The 17842-nt window shown below is 68.8% G+C and carries 13 protein-coding genes; 9 read left to right on the top strand and 4 right to left on the bottom strand.

Features of this window, described 5'->3' with window-relative positions; all coding sequences use genetic code 11:
* Nucleotides 1-56: 56 nt before the first annotated feature.
* From CT3_RS11800 to CT3_RS11790, 3 genes are all read left to right on the top strand, one after another.
* Nucleotides 57-3374 carry an acetyl-CoA carboxylase family protein gene (locus CT3_RS11800; RefSeq protein ID WP_066532676.1) on the top strand — a complete coding sequence of 1106 codons (3318 nt, stop codon included), beginning with the start codon at nt 57-59 and terminating at the stop codon, nt 3372-3374.
* Between the two features lie 76 nt (nt 3375-3450).
* On the top strand, nt 3451-5970 hold the full coding sequence (locus CT3_RS11795) for a CaiB/BaiF CoA-transferase family protein (protein ID WP_066532669.1): 2520 nt from the start codon (nt 3451-3453) through the stop codon (nt 5968-5970).
* Nucleotides 5971-6156: 186 nt separating this feature from the next.
* Entirely contained in the window at nt 6157-7155 is a 999-nt protein-coding gene (locus CT3_RS11790) for a Bug family tripartite tricarboxylate transporter substrate binding protein (RefSeq protein ID WP_066532665.1), read from the top strand.
* Between the two features lie 126 nt (nt 7156-7281).
* Here the strand turns inward: CT3_RS11790 and CT3_RS11785 are convergent, their stop codons facing one another.
* Nucleotides 7282-8202, bottom strand: coding sequence for a transporter substrate-binding domain-containing protein (locus tag CT3_RS11785; protein ID WP_066532660.1), 921 nt, complete (start codon nt 8200-8202; stop codon nt 7282-7284).
* Between the two features lie 410 nt (nt 8203-8612).
* Here CT3_RS11785 and CT3_RS11780 point away from each other — a divergent pair, with 410 nt between their 5' ends.
* Entirely contained in the window at nt 8613-10223 is a 1611-nt protein-coding gene (locus CT3_RS11780; RefSeq protein WP_066532654.1) for a methyl-accepting chemotaxis protein, read from the top strand.
* A gap of 124 nt (nt 10224-10347) precedes the next feature.
* Here the strand turns inward: CT3_RS11780 and CT3_RS11775 are convergent, their stop codons facing one another.
* The 3 genes from CT3_RS11775 to CT3_RS11765 form a co-directional block, all read right to left on the bottom strand.
* On the bottom strand, nt 10348-11376 hold the full coding sequence (locus CT3_RS11775; RefSeq protein ID WP_066532647.1) for an alpha/beta hydrolase: 1029 nt from the start codon (nt 11374-11376) through the stop codon (nt 10348-10350).
* Between the two features lie 53 nt (nt 11377-11429).
* Entirely contained in the window at nt 11430-12452 is a 1023-nt protein-coding gene (locus CT3_RS11770) for a class I SAM-dependent methyltransferase (RefSeq protein WP_083520200.1), read from the bottom strand.
* Between the two features lie 108 nt (nt 12453-12560).
* Nucleotides 12561-12866, bottom strand: coding sequence for a hypothetical protein (locus CT3_RS11765; protein WP_066532642.1), 306 nt, complete (start codon nt 12864-12866; stop codon nt 12561-12563).
* 129 nt (nt 12867-12995) lie between these two features.
* On the opposite strand from CT3_RS11765, the gene CT3_RS11760 reads away from it, so the two are divergent.
* From CT3_RS11760 to CT3_RS11740, 5 genes are all read left to right on the top strand, one after another.
* The gene (locus CT3_RS11760) at nt 12996-13781 is read left to right on the top strand and encodes a methylated-DNA--[protein]-cysteine S-methyltransferase (protein ID WP_066532639.1); all 786 of its coding nucleotides are present in this window, start codon (nt 12996-12998) and stop codon (nt 13779-13781) included.
* 340 nt (nt 13782-14121) lie between these two features.
* Nucleotides 14122-14913, top strand: a complete 792-nt coding sequence (locus CT3_RS11755; RefSeq protein ID WP_066532637.1) for an SDR family oxidoreductase — start codon at nt 14122-14124, stop codon at nt 14911-14913.
* A gap of 117 nt (nt 14914-15030) precedes the next feature.
* Complete coding sequence (locus tag CT3_RS11750; RefSeq protein ID WP_066532634.1) at nt 15031-15468, top strand: PaaI family thioesterase; 438 nt, start codon at nt 15031-15033, stop codon at nt 15466-15468.
* A 123-nt stretch (nt 15469-15591) separates the two neighbouring features.
* A complete protein-coding gene (locus tag CT3_RS11745; RefSeq protein WP_066533330.1) occupies nt 15592-16608 on the top strand; it encodes an NADP-dependent oxidoreductase in 1017 nt (338 codons plus the stop codon).
* Nucleotides 16609-16702: 94 nt separating this feature from the next.
* On the top strand, nt 16703-17623 hold the full coding sequence (locus CT3_RS11740) for an SDR family oxidoreductase (RefSeq protein ID WP_066532629.1): 921 nt from the start codon (nt 16703-16705) through the stop codon (nt 17621-17623).
* The last annotated feature ends 219 nt before the right edge of the window (nt 17624-17842 follow it).

Here is a 17842-nt window from a genome sequence, read left to right as displayed (position 1 = left end):
GGGCGGCATCCCTCGGTATCTCCAGTCAGTGTAGTCAGCGAAGTTAGGAAGACATTTTGAAAAAGGTATTGATCGCCAACCGGGGCGAAATTGCGGTGCGGGTGATCCGTGCAGTCGCGGATCTGGGCCTGCATTCGGTGGCCGTGTATGCAAAGGACGACGCCAACAGCAGCCATGTGCACCTGGCGGATGAGGCCGTGGCGCTGCAGGCCAGCGGGCCGGCGGCCTATCTGGATGTGCAGGCCATCATCGGCGCGGCGCAGGCCACCGGGGCCGATGCCATCCACCCAGGCTACGGCTTTCTGAGCGAGCGGGCCGACTTTGCCCAGGCCTGCGCCGATGCCGGCGTGGCCTTTGTCGGCCCCGCGCCGCAGCAGCTGGCGCAGTTTGGCGACAAGGCCCAGGCCATTGCCCTGGCGGTGGCCTGCGGCGTGCCCATCATGCCGTCCACGCGCGGCGATGCCACGCTGGAGGAGATCACCACGTTCTTCGACGCCCAGGGCGGCAACGGCATTGTCATCAAGGCCGTGGGCGGCGGCGGCGGCCGGGGCATGCGCGTGGTGACGGAGCGCGCCGAGCTGGCCGAGGCCTATACGCGCTGCAAGGCCGAGGCCCGTTCCGCTTTCGGCATGGAAGCGGTCTATGGCGAGCGCCTGGTGGTGCGCGCCCGCCATATCGAGGTGCAGATCGTGGGCGACGGCGAGCAGGCAATTGCCCTGGGCGAGCGCGACTGCACGCTGCAGCGCCGTTTTCAGAAGCTGGTGGAAATTGCCCCCAGCCCGGTGCTGCTGCCCGCGCTGCGCGAACAGGTCACCCAGGCGGCACTGACCATGGCCCGGCGCGTGGGCTACCGCAGCCTGGGCACGTTTGAGTTTCTGGTGGAAGAGGACCCCCAGGGCCACCAGGTGGCGGCGGTGTTCATCGAGGCCAACCCCCGCCTGCAGGTGGAGCACACGGTGACCGAGCAGGTGACCGGGGTGGACCTGGTGGCGACCCAGCTGGGCATTGCCCAGGGCCGCAGCCTGCAGGAGCTGGGGCTGGACCCACAGCGTCCGCCTGTGGTGCAGGGCTTTGCCATCCAGGCCCGCATCAACGGCGAGAGCACCGACGCCAAAGGTATGTCCCACCCCTCCCAGGGCTGCCTGCAGCAGTTCGACGCCCCCAGCGGCCTGGGCGTGCGCGTGGACACCCACGGCTACGGCGGCTACACGCCTTCGCCGCATTACGACACCTTGCTGGCCAAGCTGATCGTCACCAGCCACAGCGCCAGTTTTGCCGATGCCGCCCGCCGCCTGGAGCGGGCGCTGGCCGAATTCCACATCGACGGCGTGCAGACCAATCTGCCGCTGCTGCGGGCCGTGGTGGGCAGCGAGGACTTTGCACGCCAGAACATCCACACCCGCTACTGGGCCGAACACCTGGACAGCCTGCTGGCCCGCATGCAGGCCATCGAGGCCGAAGACCGTGCCAAGACCCGTCCGCGCCCGACTGCGGTCAGCACGTCCGCCCCGGCCGCAGCCGTGGAAGACGAGGCGCTGGAGAATGACAGCTGGTCGGCCGTGCGCGCCATCACCCACGGCGTGCTGATCGAGCTGCTGGTGGAGGCCGGCAGCACGGTGCAGGCAGGCCAGACGGTGGCGGTGATCGAGTCCATGAAGATGCAGCACGTGGTGGCCGCCGAGCAGGCCGGCCAGGTGCTGGAGGTGCGCGGCACCGTGGGCGAGATTGTGCCTCAGGGCCGCATTCTGGCCGTGCTGCAGCCCCAGGGGGGCGTGGCCGAGGACGCCACCGCCCAGGTGCAGGCGCAGGACCCGCTGGCCGTGCGCCCGGACCTGCAGCGCCTGATCGACCGCCAGGCTTTTCTGTGGGACGCCAACCGCCCCGAGGCCGTGGCCCGGCGCCGCTCGCGCGGCCAGCGCACGGCCCGCGAGAACGTGGCCGATCTGCTGGACGATGACGGCAGCTTTGTGGAGTACGGCGGGCTGGCGATTGCCGCCCAGACCAAGCGCCGCAGCGTGGAAGACCTGGTGGCCAACACCCCGGCCGACGGCCTGATCACAGGCGTGGGCAACATCAACGGCGCGCTGATCGATGCCGAGCGGGCGCGGGCCGCCGTGATGGCCTATGACGCCACGGTGCTGGCCGGCACCCAGGGCAAGCGCAACCACGTCAAGACCGACCGCATCGTGGAAGTGGCGCTGCGCGACAAGCTGCCGTTCGTGCTGTTCGGCGAAGGCGGCGGTGGCCGCCCCGGCGATGTGGACTATCCCTCGATCTCGGGCTTCCAGACTTCGTCCTTTGCCGCGTTCGCGCAGCTCAGCGGCGAGGTGCCCGTGGTGGGCATTGTCTCGGGCCGCTGCTTTGCGGGCAATGCCGCCTTCGTGGGCTGCTGCGACGTGATCATTGCCGACAAGTCGTCCAACATCGGCCTGGCGGGTCCGGCCATGATCGAAGGCGGCGGTCTGGGCATCTTCAAGCCCGAGGAGGTGGGGCCGGCGCCGGTGCAGTACGCCAACGGCGTGATCGACGTGCTGGTCGACAACGAGGCCGAAGGCGTGGCCGTGGCCAAGCAGTACCTGTCCTTCTTCCAGGGCCGGGCGCGCGAATGGACGGCACCCAATCCGCTGGCGCTGCGCAGCGTGGTGCCGGAAAACCGCCTGCGTGCCTACGACACGCGCGCCGCCATCCACGGCGTGGCGGACGTGGGCAGCGTGCTGATGCTGCGCGAAGGCTTTGGCGTGGGCATCCACACGGCGCTGGCGCGCATCGAAGGCAAGCCGGTGGGCATCATGGCCAATAACCCGCGCCACCTGGGCGGCGCGATCGACGCCGATGCCGGCGACAAGGCCGCGCGCTTCATGCAGCTGTGCGATGCCCACGGCCTGCCCATCATCTCGCTGATCGACTCGCCCGGCTTCATGGTCGGCCCGGACATCGAAGCCAAGGCCCAGGTGCGCCATGTCTCGCGCATGTTCGTGGCGGCGGCCAAGCTGCGCATGCCCATCCTGGCGGTCACCCTGCGTAAATGCTACGGCCTGGGCGCCATGGCCATGGCCGGCGGCGGCTGGCATGCCAGCCACTTCACCGTGGCCTGGCCCACCGGGGAATACGGCCCCATGGGCCTGGAAGGCGCCATCCAGCTGGGCTTCAAGAAAGAGCTGCAGGCGGTGCCCGACGGTCCCGAGCGCAAGGCGCTGTACGACCAGCTGGTGGCCCAGATGTACGCCCGCGGCCACGCCATGAACGTGGCGGCCAATGTGGAGATCGACGCGGTCATCGACCCGGCCGAGACGCGCAAGTGGCTGGTGTCCGGCATCCACGCCGCGGCCATGCACGCGGCCAAGCCCCGCGGCCGCTTTGTGGACACCTGGTAAGGCAAGCCCCCGGGCGGGCAGCCGTCCACCCGGGGATGAAAGGTGCAGCCACCTTTCCCAAGGAGACAAGAACGTGATGCAAGAACCCGACATGGCGCAGCTGGCCCTCAAAGGGCTGCGCGTGCTCGAAGTGGGCGGCGGCGCGGCCGTGGCCTATGCCGGCAAGCTGTTTGCCGATTTCGGTGCCGAGGTGATCAAGGTGGAGCCGCCCCAGGGCGATGCCTGGCGCCAGATGCCGCCGCTGGTGGTGCCGCAGTACGGCGTGGCGCCCGAAAGCGCGCTGTTTGCCTGGCTGAACACGAACAAGCGCAGCGTGGCGGCCGATGCGGCGCAGCCGGCCGACCGGGCCTGGATGGGCACGCTGGCGCGCAGCTGCGATCTGGTGCTGGACGCCCGCGCGCTGGAGCAGGGCCTGGCTGCGCTGCAGCAGCCGCTGTGGACCTGGGGGCAGGCCGCCGGTGCAGCCACACCGCCGCCCATGGGGGTGGATTTCACCTGGTTTGGCGACAGCGGCCCGTACAAGGACTTTGTGGCCACCGACGCCACCTGCCGCGCGCTGGCCGGTGCGGTGCACGGCAGCGGCCCGGTGGAGGGCGCGCCCCACATGCCCCACGATGTGCACACCGGCATCGTGGCGGGTCTGGGCGCATTCACGGTGGCCGTGGCGGCCTGGATGGGCCGTGCCCAGGGCAGCCGCCGCTATGTGCTGAGCGTGCAGGAAGCCGCCTTCAGCGTGGTGGAGATGGAAGCCGGCCTGGTGCAGGACAAGGCCCATGCGCCGCGCCTGGGGGTGAACCGTTTCTGCACCACGCACCCGGCCAGCATTCTGCAGACCCGCGATGGCTGGATCGGTATCTTCACCAACACGCTGGCGCAGTGGGCCGGCCTGTGCGATGCCATCGGCCGGCCGGAGCTGGGAAGCGACCCGCGCTTTTTCAGCGGGCCGGACCGCATGGCGCATGCCGACCTGATCGACGCATTGCTCAAAGACGTGTTCCCGTCGCGCAGCACGCAGGAATGGTTTGCGCTGCTGACGGCGAACAAGCACCCGGCGGTGATCGTGCCCACCATGGCGCAGCTGCTGGAGCAGGCGGTGCACCGCGAGCGCAAGGCCTTTGTGCCGGTGCAGCTGGGGGCGGCGCAGTTCGAGGGGCCGGTGCTGCCGCAGCGCCTGGATGCGGCCGGGCCGCTGCTGGGCGGCCGGGCGCCGCTGCTGGGGGCGGACAGTGCCCACTACCGCGCGGCGGGCCTGCAGCGTGCCGTGCCGGAGCGGGCAGCGGCGGCGGCAGGCCAGCTGCCGCTGGCCGGGCTGCGCGTGGTGGACCTGACCATGGGCTGGGCCGGGCCGTTTGCCTCGCGCATGCTGGCCGACCTGGGGGCTGAAGTCATCAAGGTGGAAAGCGCCAGCTACCCGGACTGGTGGCGCGGCACCAATTACACCGAAGAGTTCTACCGCGACCGGCTGTATGAGAAGAAGTCGAATTTCAACCTGATGAACCGGGGCAAGTTCGGCATCACCCTGGACCTGACCCAGGCCGAAGGCAAGCGCCTGCTCAAGGAGCTGGTGCACGGCGCCGATGCGGTGGTGGAGAACTATTCGGCCGAGGTGCTGCCCAAGCTGGGGCTGGACTATGCGGCGCTGCGCCAGGTGAACCCGCGCGTGGTGATGCTGTCCATGCCGGCCTTCGGCCTGGACAACGCCTGGAGCAATACCCGCGCCTACGGCGGCACGCTGGAGCAGGCCAGCGGCCTGCCGCTGTACACCGGCCATGCCGACGGCCCGCCGGCCATGACGTCCTATGCCTACGGCGACCCCATGGGCGGCTTCAACGCTTCGGCGGCGCTGCTGCTGGGCCTGCTGGTGCAGCAGGCGACGGGCCAGGGGCGGCACATCAATATGTCGCAGGTCGAAGGCATGTTGCCGCTGACCGCGCCGTTCCTGATCGAGCAGTCGCTGACCGGCAGCGTGCCGGAGCGCCAGGGCAACCGCCACGCGGTGCATGCGCCGCATGGCTGCTACCGCTGCGCCGGGGACGATGCCTGGCTGGTGCTCAGCGTGGCGGACGACGCGCAGTGGCAGGCCCTGTGCCGGCTGCTGGGGCGGGCCGACTGGGCCGCCGATGCGGCCCTGGCCCATGCCCCAGGCCGGCGCGCCCGCCAGGCGGAGCTGGATGCGGGCATCACGCAGTGGACCCTGGGCCGCAGCGACGACGACGCCATGCAGGCGCTGCAGCAGGCCGCCGTGCCCGCCGGCGCGGTGCGCACCCTGGGCCAGCTGCTGCAGGACCCGCACCTGCAGCAGCGAGCGTTCTGGCGCACGGTGGAGCGGCCCTATGTGGGCAGCTACATCTCCAGCACCACCATCTTCCGCCAGGACGGACGGCCCATGCCCATGCCGCGCGTGGCGCCCACGCTGGGCGAGCACACGCACGCCGTGCTGCAGCGGCTGCTGCAGCTGAAACCGGAGCAGCTGCAGGCCCTGGAGGCCAGCGGCGTGATTGGCACCGAAGCCCGGGCCAAGGCACCGGGCAAGGCCGCTGCAAACACTGCCCCGAGGGGGCAGGCCCGCCCGGCCAAGCCCGCAGTTTGCGGTTGAAACGGGACGCTGCACCCCGCACCCCGCTGGCCGCACCGGCCGGGGCGGTGCAGCGCATCGGGGAGCCAGGGCGGTCCAAGGCCCTGGCCCCAGGGCTGCCTGGACACGACAGACGCACCGGTTGCATCCGTTGCATCTGTCGTGCCCGGGCGGCAAGCACATACCTATAGAGAAGGAGACAACGCCATGCCAACCATTTCCACCCGCCGCCGCAGCCTGCAGCTGGGCGCCGCCGCCGTCCTGGCCCTGGGACTGCCGCTGACCGCCGCGCAGGCCCAGAGCGACTGGCCCACCAAGCCCATCCGCATGGTGGTGGGCTTTCCCGCCGGCTCCATCACCGACACGGTGGCCCGCATCATGTCTGACCACCTGAGCAAGACCCTGGGCCAGCCCGTGGTGGTGGAAAACAAGCCCGGCGCCAACGGCTCGCTGGGGGTGGGGGAGGTGGCGCGCGCCACGGCGGACGGCTACACCCTGCTGTTCACCAATTCCAGCAGCATCACCATCAACCCCCAGCTCTACAAGAAGAGCCCGTACAAGGCCAAGGATTTCACGCCCATCACGGTGGCGGTGGATGCGCCCTTCATCCTGATCGCCAATCCGGCCTGGACGCAGAAGAACAATATCCAGAACCCCAAGGACATGATCGGCTATGCCCAGCGCAATCCGGACCGCATCAGCTACGGCTCGGCCGGGCCGGGCAATATCGCCCACCTGAGCTTCACCTCCTGGGGCAATCGCACCAGCACGCGCATGACCCATGTGCCGTACAAGGGATCGGCCCAGGCGCAGATGGCGGTGATGAGCGGCGAGCTGGACACCATGTTCGAGACCTGGGCGGCGCTGCCGCAGATCCAGGCAGGCAAGCTCAAGGCCCTGGCGGTGACGGCGCCGCAGCGCATGAAGCAGCTGCCCAATGTGCCCACCATGGCCGAGGCCGGCTATGACAATTTCAACGTGATCTTCTGGCTGGGCCTGCTGGGTCCGGCCAATCTGCCCCAGCCCATCGTGCAGAAGCTGTACGACGCCTCCAAGAGCCTGGCCCAGGATGCGCGTGCCACGGCCGCCCTGGCGTCGCTGGGCGAGGTGGTGATGCTGGAGCCCGGCAAATTCAGCCAGCGCATCAACAAGGAAGTGCAGGAATGGGGTGGCGCCATCCAGCGTGAAGGCCTGTCACTGGACTGAACTCCGCTCGCAGGGGTACCGGGGAAAGTTTGGGTCCGCCATTGGCGGACCTTTTTTTATGCCGGGGCAGGCAGTGTGTCCAGACAGCGTGGTGCGCACCACGCTGGGGGCGCAGCGCAGCGCAGCTCAGGCGCCGCTGCCGTCCTTGTCCTGGTAGGCCTCCAGGGGCTTGTCGTTGGGCTGCTGGAACAGGCCCTTGAGCATGGGGCTCAGCGGCAGGTTCAGCGCCGCGTTCTTGGGCGGGATGGGCTGCATGAACCATTTGTCATAGAGCTTGGCCATTTCGCCGCTTTGCATCAGCTCGCCGATGGCGCCGTCTACGGCCTTCTTGAACGGGGCGTCGCCGTGGCGGAACAGCAGCGCAATGGGCTCGGCCCCCAGCACCTCGCCGACGATCTTGTAGCCCGTGGGGTTCTTGGAGTTGGCGATCACGCCGGCCAGCAGGTTGGCGTCCAGCACAAAAGCCTGGGCGCGGCCGGACTCCAGCATCAGAAAGCTCTCGAAATGGTCCTTGCCCAGCTGCACGTCGAACTTGGTGCTGTGGTCGCGGCTGTATTTGCGCAGCAGCTGCACGGCCGTGGTGCCGGCGGAAGCGGCCAGGGTCTGGTTGTCCAGTTCCTTGAAGGACTTGACGGGGGAGTCGGCGCGCACGGCGGCGCGCACCTCGCTGACATAGGTGGTGACGGCAAACGCCACCTGCTTTTGCCGCGCCAGGTTGTTGGTGGTGGGGCCGCAGCCGATGTCCACCGTGCCGTTCTGCACCAGGGGCAGGGTGTTCTGCGCGGTCAGCGCCATGTATTCGCGCTGGGCCTTGGGGGCGATCTTGTCCAGCACCTTCTCGCACAGCTCCACGTGGTAGCCCACGTACTTCTGCATGGAGCCAAGGGCATAGGCCATGGGGGCCGAGCTTTCGCGCACGCCCAGCACCACTTTGCCGGAGCTCTTGATCTTGTCGAAGGTGGGGGAGGCTTCGGCCTCCTGGGCAAAAGCGTTGCCGCCCAGGGCCAGCAGGCAGGCGGTGGCCATGGCAGAAAACATGTGACGCATGAAACAGTGCTCCTCGTGCAGTGAATGTCGACAAGGGCACAAGCATTTCATGTGCCTGCGGCGGCGGCCATCGGGCTTAACGCGCAGACGGGGTGGCGAAAAAGGGCGGTCGGAGTGGGCCGAAAGGCAGGCGAAAGACTGGCGAAAGCTAAGGGTTTGCGCGAGGCCTTAGCCTTGCCGCCGGCCGGGGAGTGTGCGGCTACTGATGTGCGCCTGCCGGTGAAGCCAGGGCAGCGCACCGGCGCACACCCGGGCCAGCACATATTCGAAAAACAGCATGGTCCGCGCAACCCATCCTTTCGATGGGACTGCGCGTGGCCGGCACCGCGGTACCAAGAGAAGAGGTGAGTGATGGACACGTTCAGCAACCCAGGCGGCAGTCACGCTGCGCATTGTCTGGAGGTCGCGCGATGAAGCTGGCCACCAAGCTCCCCCTGGCGTTTGCCGCCGCCCTGCTGGTGCTGCTGGCGGCCGCGCTGTTTGGCATTGCCCAGCTGCGCCAGGCCCTGACCACCTACCAGACCACGGTGGCCGTGCATGCCGACCAGGAGCGTGCCGTCAACCACATGCTCGACAGCTTCAAGCTTCAGACCCAGGAGTGGAAGAACGTGCTGCTGCGGGGCAAGGACGAGGCGCAGCGCGCGCGCTACTGGAACGCCTTTGAGAAGCAGGAAGCCGTGGTGCAGGAGGCCGCCCGCGCACTGCTGGCGGGCCTGCCGGCCGGCGACAGCCGCAGCCGCGTGGAAGGCTTTGCCCAGGCCCACCAGCGCATGGGCCAGGCCTACCGCAGTGGCTACCAGGCCTTCCAGGCCGCCGGCATGGATGCGGTGGCGGGGGACCAGGCGGTGCAGGGCATCGACCGGGAACCGACCCGGCTGCTGGATGAAGCCGGTGCGCTGATCCAGCGCAGTGCCGCCGCCGTGGCCGCGCAGGCCGGTACGGACGCCACGCGCGCCATCTGGATCAGCCTGGTGGTGATGCTGACGGTCTGCGTGCTGGGCATTGGCACGGCCCTGCTGTTCAGCCGTGCGGTGGTGCGCCCGCTGGAGGCCGCCGTGCAGGTGGCGCGGGCGGTGGCGGCTGGCAACCTGACCGCCGCGCAGCCCAGCGCCGGGCGGGACGAGATTGCGCTGCTGCTCAATGCCTTGCACGGCATGCAGACCGCCCTGTCCCAGGTGGTGCAGGGCGTGCGCCAGAACGCGCACAGCGTGGCATCGGCAAGCACCCAGATTTCCCACGGCAACCACGATCTGTCGGCCCGTACCGAACAGCAGGCCAGTGCACTGGAAGAAACCGCGGCATCCATGGAGGAGCTGACGTCGTCGGTGCAGCAGAACGCTGCCCATGCACGCCAGGCCAGCGAACTGGCCGCCAGTGCCTCGCGCGTGGCTGCGCAGGGCGGCGAGGTGGTGGGCCAGGTGGTGGCCACCATGCGCGATATCCAGGGCGCCAGCCAGCGCATTGCCGACATCATTGGCGTGATCGACTCCATCGCCTTCCAGACCAATATCCTGGCGCTGAATGCCGCGGTGGAAGCCGCCCGTGCCGGCGAGCAGGGGCGTGGTTTTGCCGTGGTGGCCAGCGAGGTGCGTTCGCTGGCGCAGCGTTCGGCCACTGCCGCCAAGGAAATCAAGACCCTGATCACGGCCAGTGTGGACCGCGTGCAGCAAGGCAGCGACCAGGTGGACCGCGCCGGCGCCACCATGGACGAGGTGGTGGCCGCCATCCACCGCGTGGCCGATATCGTCAACGAGATCAGCGCCGCCAGCCAGGAACAGGCCAGCGGTGTGGCCCAGGTGGGTGACGCCGTCACCCAGATGGACCAGGTCACCCAGCAGAACGCGGCCCTGGTGGAAGAAAGCGCGGCCGCTGCCGACAGCCTGCGCAACCAGGCCCAGCAACTGGTGCAGGCGGTGGCCGTGTTCCAGCTGCACAGCGATGAAGGAGGGCTGGCGCAGGCCGCCGTGCCGGCCCCGCGAGCACCGGCCGCCCTGGCGCACACCGCGCGCTGGGAGCGCTAGGCCCCAGATGGCCCGCCGCCTGTTATGGGTGGGCAGGCCCTGCAACGACAACGCCCCTGTGAAAGGGGCGTTGTTTTTTGTGGGGTGGCTGGGTGTCAGCCTGGGCCGGTCTGTGTAGGCTGCGCTAGGCAGCTGCGCTGCCGGCCGTGGCGCCGTGCAGCAGCGCGGCCAGCGCATGGCAGGCCTGCTCCACCTGCTGGCGGGCCTGGGGGCTGGCGGTCAGCATGCGGGCAAAGCCGTGCACCATGCCAGGCGCTCGCAGCAGCCGGGTGGGCACGCCGGCCGCCTGCAGCTGGCGGGCAAAGGCTTCGCCTTCATCGCGCAGGATGTCGTGGCTGGCGGTGCAGACCACGGCGGGCGGCAGCCGGGGCAGGGTGTCGGTGCAGCTGGCCGGCAGGCGGCAGCGTGCATCCGCGCCTTCGGCGCCGCCCAGTTCCTGCCAGTAGCGGGCCATGGCGCTGCGGGTCAGGCCAAAGCCTTCGCTGAAGGCCTGCATGCTGGGGTGGTCCTGCTCCGGCGCAATCGGCGGGTAGAACAGCAGCAGGCCGTGCAGCCTGGCCGGCCGCGCTGGCTGGCCCGCGTCTGCGGGCTGTGGTGCAGCCGCATGGCGCAGCGCGCAGGCCAGGGCCAGGTGGGCGCCGGCGCTGTCGCCGCCCAGCAGCACGCTGTCCCGGGCAAAGGGCAGCACGCCCTGCATGCGGTGCAGCCACTGCAGCACGGCCGTCACATCGTCCAGCGGTGCGGGGAAAGGGTTTTCCGGCGTGCGGCGGTAGTGCACGCTGAGCACGGTGTGGCCGGTGAACTGCGCCAGGTGTTCGCACAGATCGTCGTGGGTGTTCAGATCGCCCACCATCCAGCCGCCGCCGTGCAGCCAGACCAGGGTCTGCGGGCTGGGGGCGCTGCCTTTCTGGTAGCTGCGCACGGTGATTTCACGGCCCGGTGCAGGCACGAAATGGTCGGTGCGGACCATGCCCGGCAGCGGGCTGCGCAGCAGCTGGGCCTGCAGGGTGCTCAGCAGCCGGCGGCGCCCGGCGTAGTCCAGCTGCGGGGTGGGCGTGTCGGCGTCCAGCCGGGCAAAGCGCTGCAGGGTGCGGGCCAGGGCCGGGTCGAGCGCGGAAAGATCGGAAAGGTCTGGAGAGGCGGAAGCGGTCATGGCACTTGGAGTGGGGTGGCGTGCGGGGCGGGGCAGGGGGCTGTCTGCAGGATTCAGGCCGCAGTGCCGGCGGCACCCACAGCACCGACCACAGCGGCCGGGGCCGCCGGTGCCACCGTGGCCTCCGAACTCGCGCCCGGCAGGCCCGGCGCACGGTAGACCAGCACCTTCAGGCTGCGTTCCTCGTCCACATCGGCAAACACCGGCGGATTGGGAATGCGCTGCGTGAAGTGCAGCTCCGGGGCGATCTCGCTCATCTGCTCGCGCAGAAAGGCGGTGCCCAGCTCGGGCGCGTTCAGGCACAGCAGCACCTGGCCGTCCGGGGCCAGCAGGTCGGGCAGGCGGCGCATCAGGCGGGCGTAGTCCTTGGTCGCGATGAAGCTGCCCTTCTGGTAGCTGGGCGGGTCCACGATGATCAGGTCGTACGGCCCGCTGCGGTTGATCTTGCCCCAGCTGCTGAAGATGTCGTGCGCGGCAAAGCTGGCACCGGCCTTGACGCCGTTGAGCTGGTGGTTGTGCTGGCCCGTGGCCAGCGCGCCCTTGCTCATGTCCATGTTCAGCACCTGGCCGGCGCCGGCCAGCTTGGCCACCACCGAGAACGCGCAGGTGTAGGCGAACAGGTTGAGCACCTTCATGCGTGCGGGCCGGGGGTGGGCCTGCACCTGCTGGCGCACCCAGTCGCGGCCGGCGGCCATGTCCAGGAACAGGCCGTGGTTCTGGCCGCGCCCGATGTGCAGCAGGTACTGGGCGCCGTTTTCGGTCACCACATGGGGCTCGGGCAGGGCACCGGCCATGGTGCGGGTCTCGACCTTGCCGCCGGCTTCCCGGGTCTGGAAGACCCAGGTCAGCGGCTGGTCGGCCGGGGCGATCTGCTGCCAGCGCTGCGCCAGCGCAGCGCCCACGGCGGCCAGCGCCTCATCGGCCAGCGGCGCAAAACTGGTCAGCACCAGGGCGGGCGGGAAGGCGTCCAGCGACAGCTGTTCACAGCCCGGGTAGCGGCCGCCACGGCCATGGAAGAGGCGCTGGGCGTCGGTGGGGTAGGCCATTTGAGCGATGGCGTCGAGCAAGGGCTGCATACACAAAACAGGAGCACGGAAAAGTCCGCCAGTGTATGCAGCCCAGGACAGCAGGGTGGCGCGGGCGGAAATAGCGCAGCGCCAGGTGCTGCGGTCGCGGCCCGGCGTTCAGGCGCCGCGCACCTCGAAGTAGCAGCCTTCGCCTTCGCCCAGGCCCTGCATGCCGGCTTCGGTGGCGGCGCGCACGGCCTTCATCCAGCGGGCAAAGCCGGTCTTGACCTCTTCGGTGATTTCCTCGGGCGGGTCTTCTTCCAGTTGCTGCACCCAGTGCAGGGTTTCACAGACCTGGTCCGAACCGCCCAGCTGGCGGGTCAGCACCTTGGCGTAGCGTTCTTCGGCTTTGGCGCGAGCGGCCTCCGGCAAACCATCAAAGTCGCACAGGGAGACGGTGAAAAAGGCTTCTGCGGTGTCCATGCTGCAGATAAAAGAGTTGATGACTGTGTAAATATACAGTTAAACACTGTGCGTGTGTACAGTGGTCTGTGTTTTTTATGCCGCATCGCAGCGGCGCACAATGGTGGCTTCCGTGTGGAGGTGCCTGGGATGTCCGCTGCTGCTGCTTTCCGTGTTGATCTGGCCGATGCCTCGCTTGGCTATGGCCATGCGCTGTTTGCCACCCGCATCGGCGTGTGCGCTGTGGCCTGGCAGCCCCAGGCCGTGCTGGCGCTGCAGCTGCCCGAAGTGGACGGCCAGTCCACGCGGGCGCGCATGCTGCAGGAGCTGGCCCAGCGCCTGACCGGTGCCGATGTGCCGCCGCAGGCGGATTGGTTGCAGGCGCACAGCGCCGCCCAGATGCCGGAGTGCGCGGTGCAGGCCGTGGCCGGGGTGCAGCAGCTGATGGCCGGCTGGCGTGCCGCTGCGGGCGAGGCGGAAGAGGGCGAGGGTGGGGAGAGCGCGCTGCACTGGCCCGGCGCCGGCGACGCCCAGGTGCTGGGCGATCTGCGGGCGGGCTACCACCCCGCTGCGGCACCGCTCCCCGCCACCGCTGCCGAGAGGCAGGCGCTGCCCCATCTGCTGGAGATTGCGCTGGACTGGCAGGGTGTACCGGAATTTGCCCGCAATGTGTACGCGCTGGCACGCGCCATTGCGCCGGGACAGACGCGCACCTATGGCGACCTGGCGGCCGATCTGGGCGGGCCCGGCTTGGCCCGGGCCGTGGGGCAGGCGCTGGGGGCCAATCCGTTTGCGCCCGTGGTGCCCTGCCACCGCGTGCTGGCTGCAGGGCGGGAGCCCGGCGGTTTTTCCGGCGGGCAGGGGGCGCTGACCAAGCTGCGCATGCTGGAGCTGGAGGGCGCAGCCTGGGGCGGCACGCGTTCGCTGTTCGAATAGCCGCGCGGCCTGCTTCGGGGCTTCTCGCGACCCTCTCGCGGTCCTTTAACGGTCCTTTAGCGGCCTTTTTGCAGCTCTTCCGCGGCTCTTTTACGGCCCATTCACGACCCTTTTGCGGTCGTCTCGCGATCTTCTTTTGGTCTTCTTTCGGTCTTCTTTTCAGGCTGCCGCCGGCGGGCGCGCGCAGCGGTGCGTCCGTGCTCCATGGGGGGCCTGTCAGCTTGCGCACAGGTGACAGGGGGGCTGGCAGCGCACTTGCACAATGCCTGGCAAACAACCACCACCCGCCAACGCATGGCACAGCCAGCGCGTATGGAGGGGGATAAAAAGGAGACACACCATGGCACATACCGTGCAGCAATTGTTCGATTTGCAGGGCAAGACCGCCCTGGTGACCGGGGGCTCGCGCGGCCTGGGGCTGCAGATGGCCCAGGCGCTGGGCGAGGCGGGGGCCCGGATTGTGCTGAGCTCGCGCAAGGCGGTGGACCTGGAGCAGGCCGCCGCCACGCTGCAGGCCCAGGGCATTGACGCCAGCTGGATTGCCGCCGACTGCGCCCGCGAGGACGACATCGAACGCCTGGCAACCGAGACCCTGCAGCGCCTGGGTCACGTGGACATTCTGGTCAACAACGCCGGTGCCAGCTGGGGGGCTCCGGCCGAAGACCACCCGCTGAGCGCCTGGGACAAGGTGATGAACCTGAATGTGCGTGGCTATTTCCTGCTGAGCCAGCAGATTGCCAAGCGCAGCATGATCCCGCGCCGCAGCGGCCGCATCATCAACCTGGCGTCCATCGCGGCGCTGGGCGGCAACCCGGTGGCGATGAAGACCATTGCCTACAACACCTCCAAGGGCGCGGTGCTGAATTTCACCCGTGCACTGGCCGGGGAGTGGGGGCGCTACGGCATCACGGTGAACGCCATCTGCCCGGGGTTCTTCCGCACCAAGATGGCGGAGGTGCTGATCGACACCCTGGGCGAGGAGCAGATGAGCAGCCATGCGCCGCTGCAGCGCCTGGGCGACGATGAGGACCTGAAGGGCATCACCTTGCTGTATGCCAGCGCGGCGGGCAAGCACATCACCGGCCAGTGGATGGCGGTGGACGGCGGCGTCAGCGCGCTGGTGGGCGGCTGACGGCCGGTGTGGAATGGGACTGTCGTCCAAGCGCGTAGGTGACAGCAATGTGGTCCGCGCGGGCGGCCAGCGCCGCTATGCTCGGGGACTTCCCCCGAATTTTTGGAGACTCTCCCTGTGTTGAGCTTTGGCGCCATCCCCATTCCCTTCGTCGAACATCTGGGTTTCACCCTGCACAAGATGGAAAACGGCGAGTCCGAGCTGCGCTACGAAGCCCAGCCCGACCACTTGAACACCTTTGGCGTGACCCATGGCGGCGCCAGCATGACCCTGCTGGACGTGACCATGGCCGTGGCGGCGCGCAGCCTGGAGAGCGACGACTTCGGCTGCGTCACCATCGAGATGAAGACCAGTTTCATGCAGCCGGCGCGCGGCCTGCTGGTGTCCAAGGGGCTGGTGCTGCACCGCACCAAGACCATGGCCTATTGCGAAGGCAAGGTCTATGACGGCGAAGGCCGCCTGTGCAGCCATGCCACCGGTACGTTCAAATACATGCCGCGCACCGTGCGCCCGGGCAGCAAGGATACAAAGGACACCGTGATCGCCACGGACTGAACCCCTGCGCGCGGCGCCCGCCAGGGGGCGGCGCGGCGGCGGGGTGTTGATTTTGCAAGGTAAGAAAGGCTGCAGCGCACCCGCATGGGCGCGTACGCAGCGAACACAACCGAAGGAGATGACATGCCCCGTAACCCGCAGATCCTGCTGGACAACCGCCCCCAGGGCGAAGCCACAGTCGACAACTTCCGCCTGACGGAAGCCGACACGCCCGCCCTGGCCCCAGGCCAGGTGCTGGTGCGCCACCACTACCTGAGCCTGGACCCGTACATGCGCGGGCGCATGAACGATTCCAAGAGCTATGCAGCCCCCCAGCCCCTGGGCCAGGTCATGCAGGGCGGCACCGTGGGCGTGGTGGAGGAAAGCCGCCACCCGCGCTTTCAGCCCGGCGACAGCGTGGTCGGCATGGGCGGCTGGCAGACCTACAGCGTGGTGGACGGCGATGCGCCGGGCATGCTGCGCAAGGTGGACACGGCCCATGTGCCGCTGTCGTACTACCTGGGCGCCGTGGGCATGCCCGGGGTGACGGCCTGGTACGGCCTGGACCAGATCATTGCGCCCAAGGAGGGCGACACCCTGGTGGTCAGCGCGGCCACCGGCGCCGTGGGCAGCGCGTTCGCGGCCCTGGCCCGGGCGCGCAAGTGCCGCGTGGTGGGCATTGCCGGCGGGCCGGAGAAATGCGCCTATGCCGTCAAGGAGCTGGGGTTTGACCACTGCATCGACTACCGCGCCCACCCGGATGTGAAGTCCATGGCCGGGGCGCTGAAGGCGGCCTGCCCGGACGGCATCGACGGCTATTTTGAAAACGTGGGCGGCTACATCCTGGACGCCGTGCTGCTGCGCATGAACGCCTTCGGCCGCATCGCCCTGTGCGGGATGATTGCCGGCTACGACGGACAGCCCCTGCCCATGGCCAATCCGGCGCTGATTCTGATCAACCGCCTGAAGGTGCAGGGCTTCATCGTCAGCGAGCACATGGGCATGTGGCCCAAGGCCCTGGCCGAGCTGTCGGACCTGGTGCAGCTGGGCAAGCTGCGCCCGCGCGAATCGGTGGCGCAGGGCCTGGCGGCGGCGCCCGAAGCGTTCCTGGGCATGCTCAAGGGCAAGAACTTCGGCAAACAGCTGGTCAAACTGGTCTGAATGAGACCGGCCCCAGGCGCCCCCGGCAACGGCAGGCGCCTTTTTTCCGGGCGCTCGGTGCCCGTGTGACAACCATAACAAGGAGACAGACAAGATGCTGAAAGACCTGCAAGGCAAGACGGCGGTGCTGACCGGTGCCGGCTCGGGCTTCGGCCTGGAGTGCGCGCGCATCGGCGCGCGCGCCGGCATGAAGCTGGTGCTGGTGGATGTGCAGGCCGATGCGCTGGAGCGCGCGGCGGCCGAGGCAAAGGCGCTGGGGGCGGCCGATGTGCTGGCGCGGCGCGTGGACGTGTCCAGCGGCGAGGCCATGGCGGTGCTGGCGCAGGAAGTGAAGCAGCGTTTTGGCGCGCCGCACTTCGTGTTCAACAACGCGGGGGTGGGCGGCGGCGGCCTGGTGTGGGAGCAGACCGAGGCCGACTGGCAGTGGATTCTGGGCGTCAACCTGTGGGGCGTGATCCACGGGGTGCGCCTGTTCACCCCCATGATGCTGGAGGCCGCGCGCCAGGACCCGCAGTGGCGCGGCCACATCGTCAACACTGCCAGCATGGCGGGCATGCTGGCGCCGCCGAACATGGCGGTCTACAACGTCAGCAAGCACGCCGTGGTGGCGTTGACCGAGACCCTGTACCAGGACCTGCGCCTGGTGACCGACCAGGTGCACTGCAGCCTGCTGTGCCCGTATTTCGTGCCGACCGGCATCGCTGACAGCGAACGCAACCGCCCCGCCGACATGAGCAACGCCACGCTGACCGCCAGCCAGAAGGTGGCGCGGGCCATGTCGCAAAAGGCCGTGGGCTCGGGCAAGGTCACGGCCACCCACATTGCCGAGAAAGTGTTTGCGGCCATGGCCGAGGAGCAGTTCTATATCTTCAGCCACCCCCATGCCCTGGGCAATGTGCAGGCGCGGATGGAGGACATCCTGCAGCTGCGCAACCCGACCGATGCATTCGCGGGCCGCCCCGAAGTCGGGCAGCAGCTGCGCGAGGCACTGCGCGCAGCGGCTGCGGCGGCGTAAGCCAGGGCGCAGGCCCGCGGGGAGAGTGCGGTCTGCGCCATGGCAGGGAACTTGCTGGTGACAGATGGCTCCCAATGGCGGCATGGGCGTGCGACAGCTTTTGCCGCCGCCCATGCAGGAATTGCCCTACATTTGTAGGCTTTACGAAACGTAAACATAAGGGGGCCAGAATGGCCCCTTTCTGATGATCGACCTCTCCCCCATGAAGACTGCCATCAC

Origin of the sequence: Comamonas terrigena NBRC 13299 (assembly GCF_006740045.1) — a bacterium.
In the GTDB taxonomy this organism is placed as follows: domain Bacteria; phylum Pseudomonadota; class Gammaproteobacteria; order Burkholderiales; family Burkholderiaceae_C; genus Comamonas; species Comamonas terrigena.
The sequence above is the reverse complement of the archived record's forward strand: the minus strand, read 5'-3'. Positions and strand labels throughout refer to the sequence as shown.

What these genes read in the sequence shown, in the direction of transcription:
- CT3_RS11795 (WP_066532669.1), top strand. Translation starts at nt 3,451, where the DNA reads ATGCAAGAACCCGACATGGCGCAGCTGGCCCTCAAAGGGCTGCGCGTG.
- CT3_RS11790 (WP_066532665.1), top strand. Translation starts at nt 6,157, where the DNA reads ATGCCAACCATTTCCACCCGCCGCCGCAGCCTGCAGCTGGGCGCCGCC.
- CT3_RS11785 (WP_066532660.1), bottom strand. Translation starts at nt 8,202, where the DNA reads ATGCGTCACATGTTTTCTGCCATGGCCACCGCCTGCCTGCTGGCCCTG.
- CT3_RS11780 (WP_066532654.1), top strand. Translation starts at nt 8,613, where the DNA reads ATGAAGCTGGCCACCAAGCTCCCCCTGGCGTTTGCCGCCGCCCTGCTG.
- CT3_RS11775 (WP_066532647.1), bottom strand. Translation starts at nt 11,376, where the DNA reads ATGACCGCTTCCGCCTCTCCAGACCTTTCCGATCTTTCCGCGCTCGAC.
- CT3_RS11770 (WP_083520200.1), bottom strand. Translation starts at nt 12,452, where the DNA reads ATGCAGCCCTTGCTCGACGCCATCGCTCAAATGGCCTACCCCACCGAC.
- CT3_RS11765 (WP_066532642.1), bottom strand. Translation starts at nt 12,866, where the DNA reads ATGGACACCGCAGAAGCCTTTTTCACCGTCTCCCTGTGCGACTTTGAT.
- CT3_RS11760 (WP_066532639.1), top strand. Translation starts at nt 12,996, where the DNA reads ATGTCCGCTGCTGCTGCTTTCCGTGTTGATCTGGCCGATGCCTCGCTT.
- CT3_RS11755 (WP_066532637.1), top strand. Translation starts at nt 14,122, where the DNA reads ATGGCACATACCGTGCAGCAATTGTTCGATTTGCAGGGCAAGACCGCC.
- CT3_RS11745 (WP_066533330.1), top strand. Translation starts at nt 15,592, where the DNA reads ATGCCCCGTAACCCGCAGATCCTGCTGGACAACCGCCCCCAGGGCGAA.
- CT3_RS11740 (WP_066532629.1), top strand. Translation starts at nt 16,703, where the DNA reads ATGCTGAAAGACCTGCAAGGCAAGACGGCGGTGCTGACCGGTGCCGGC.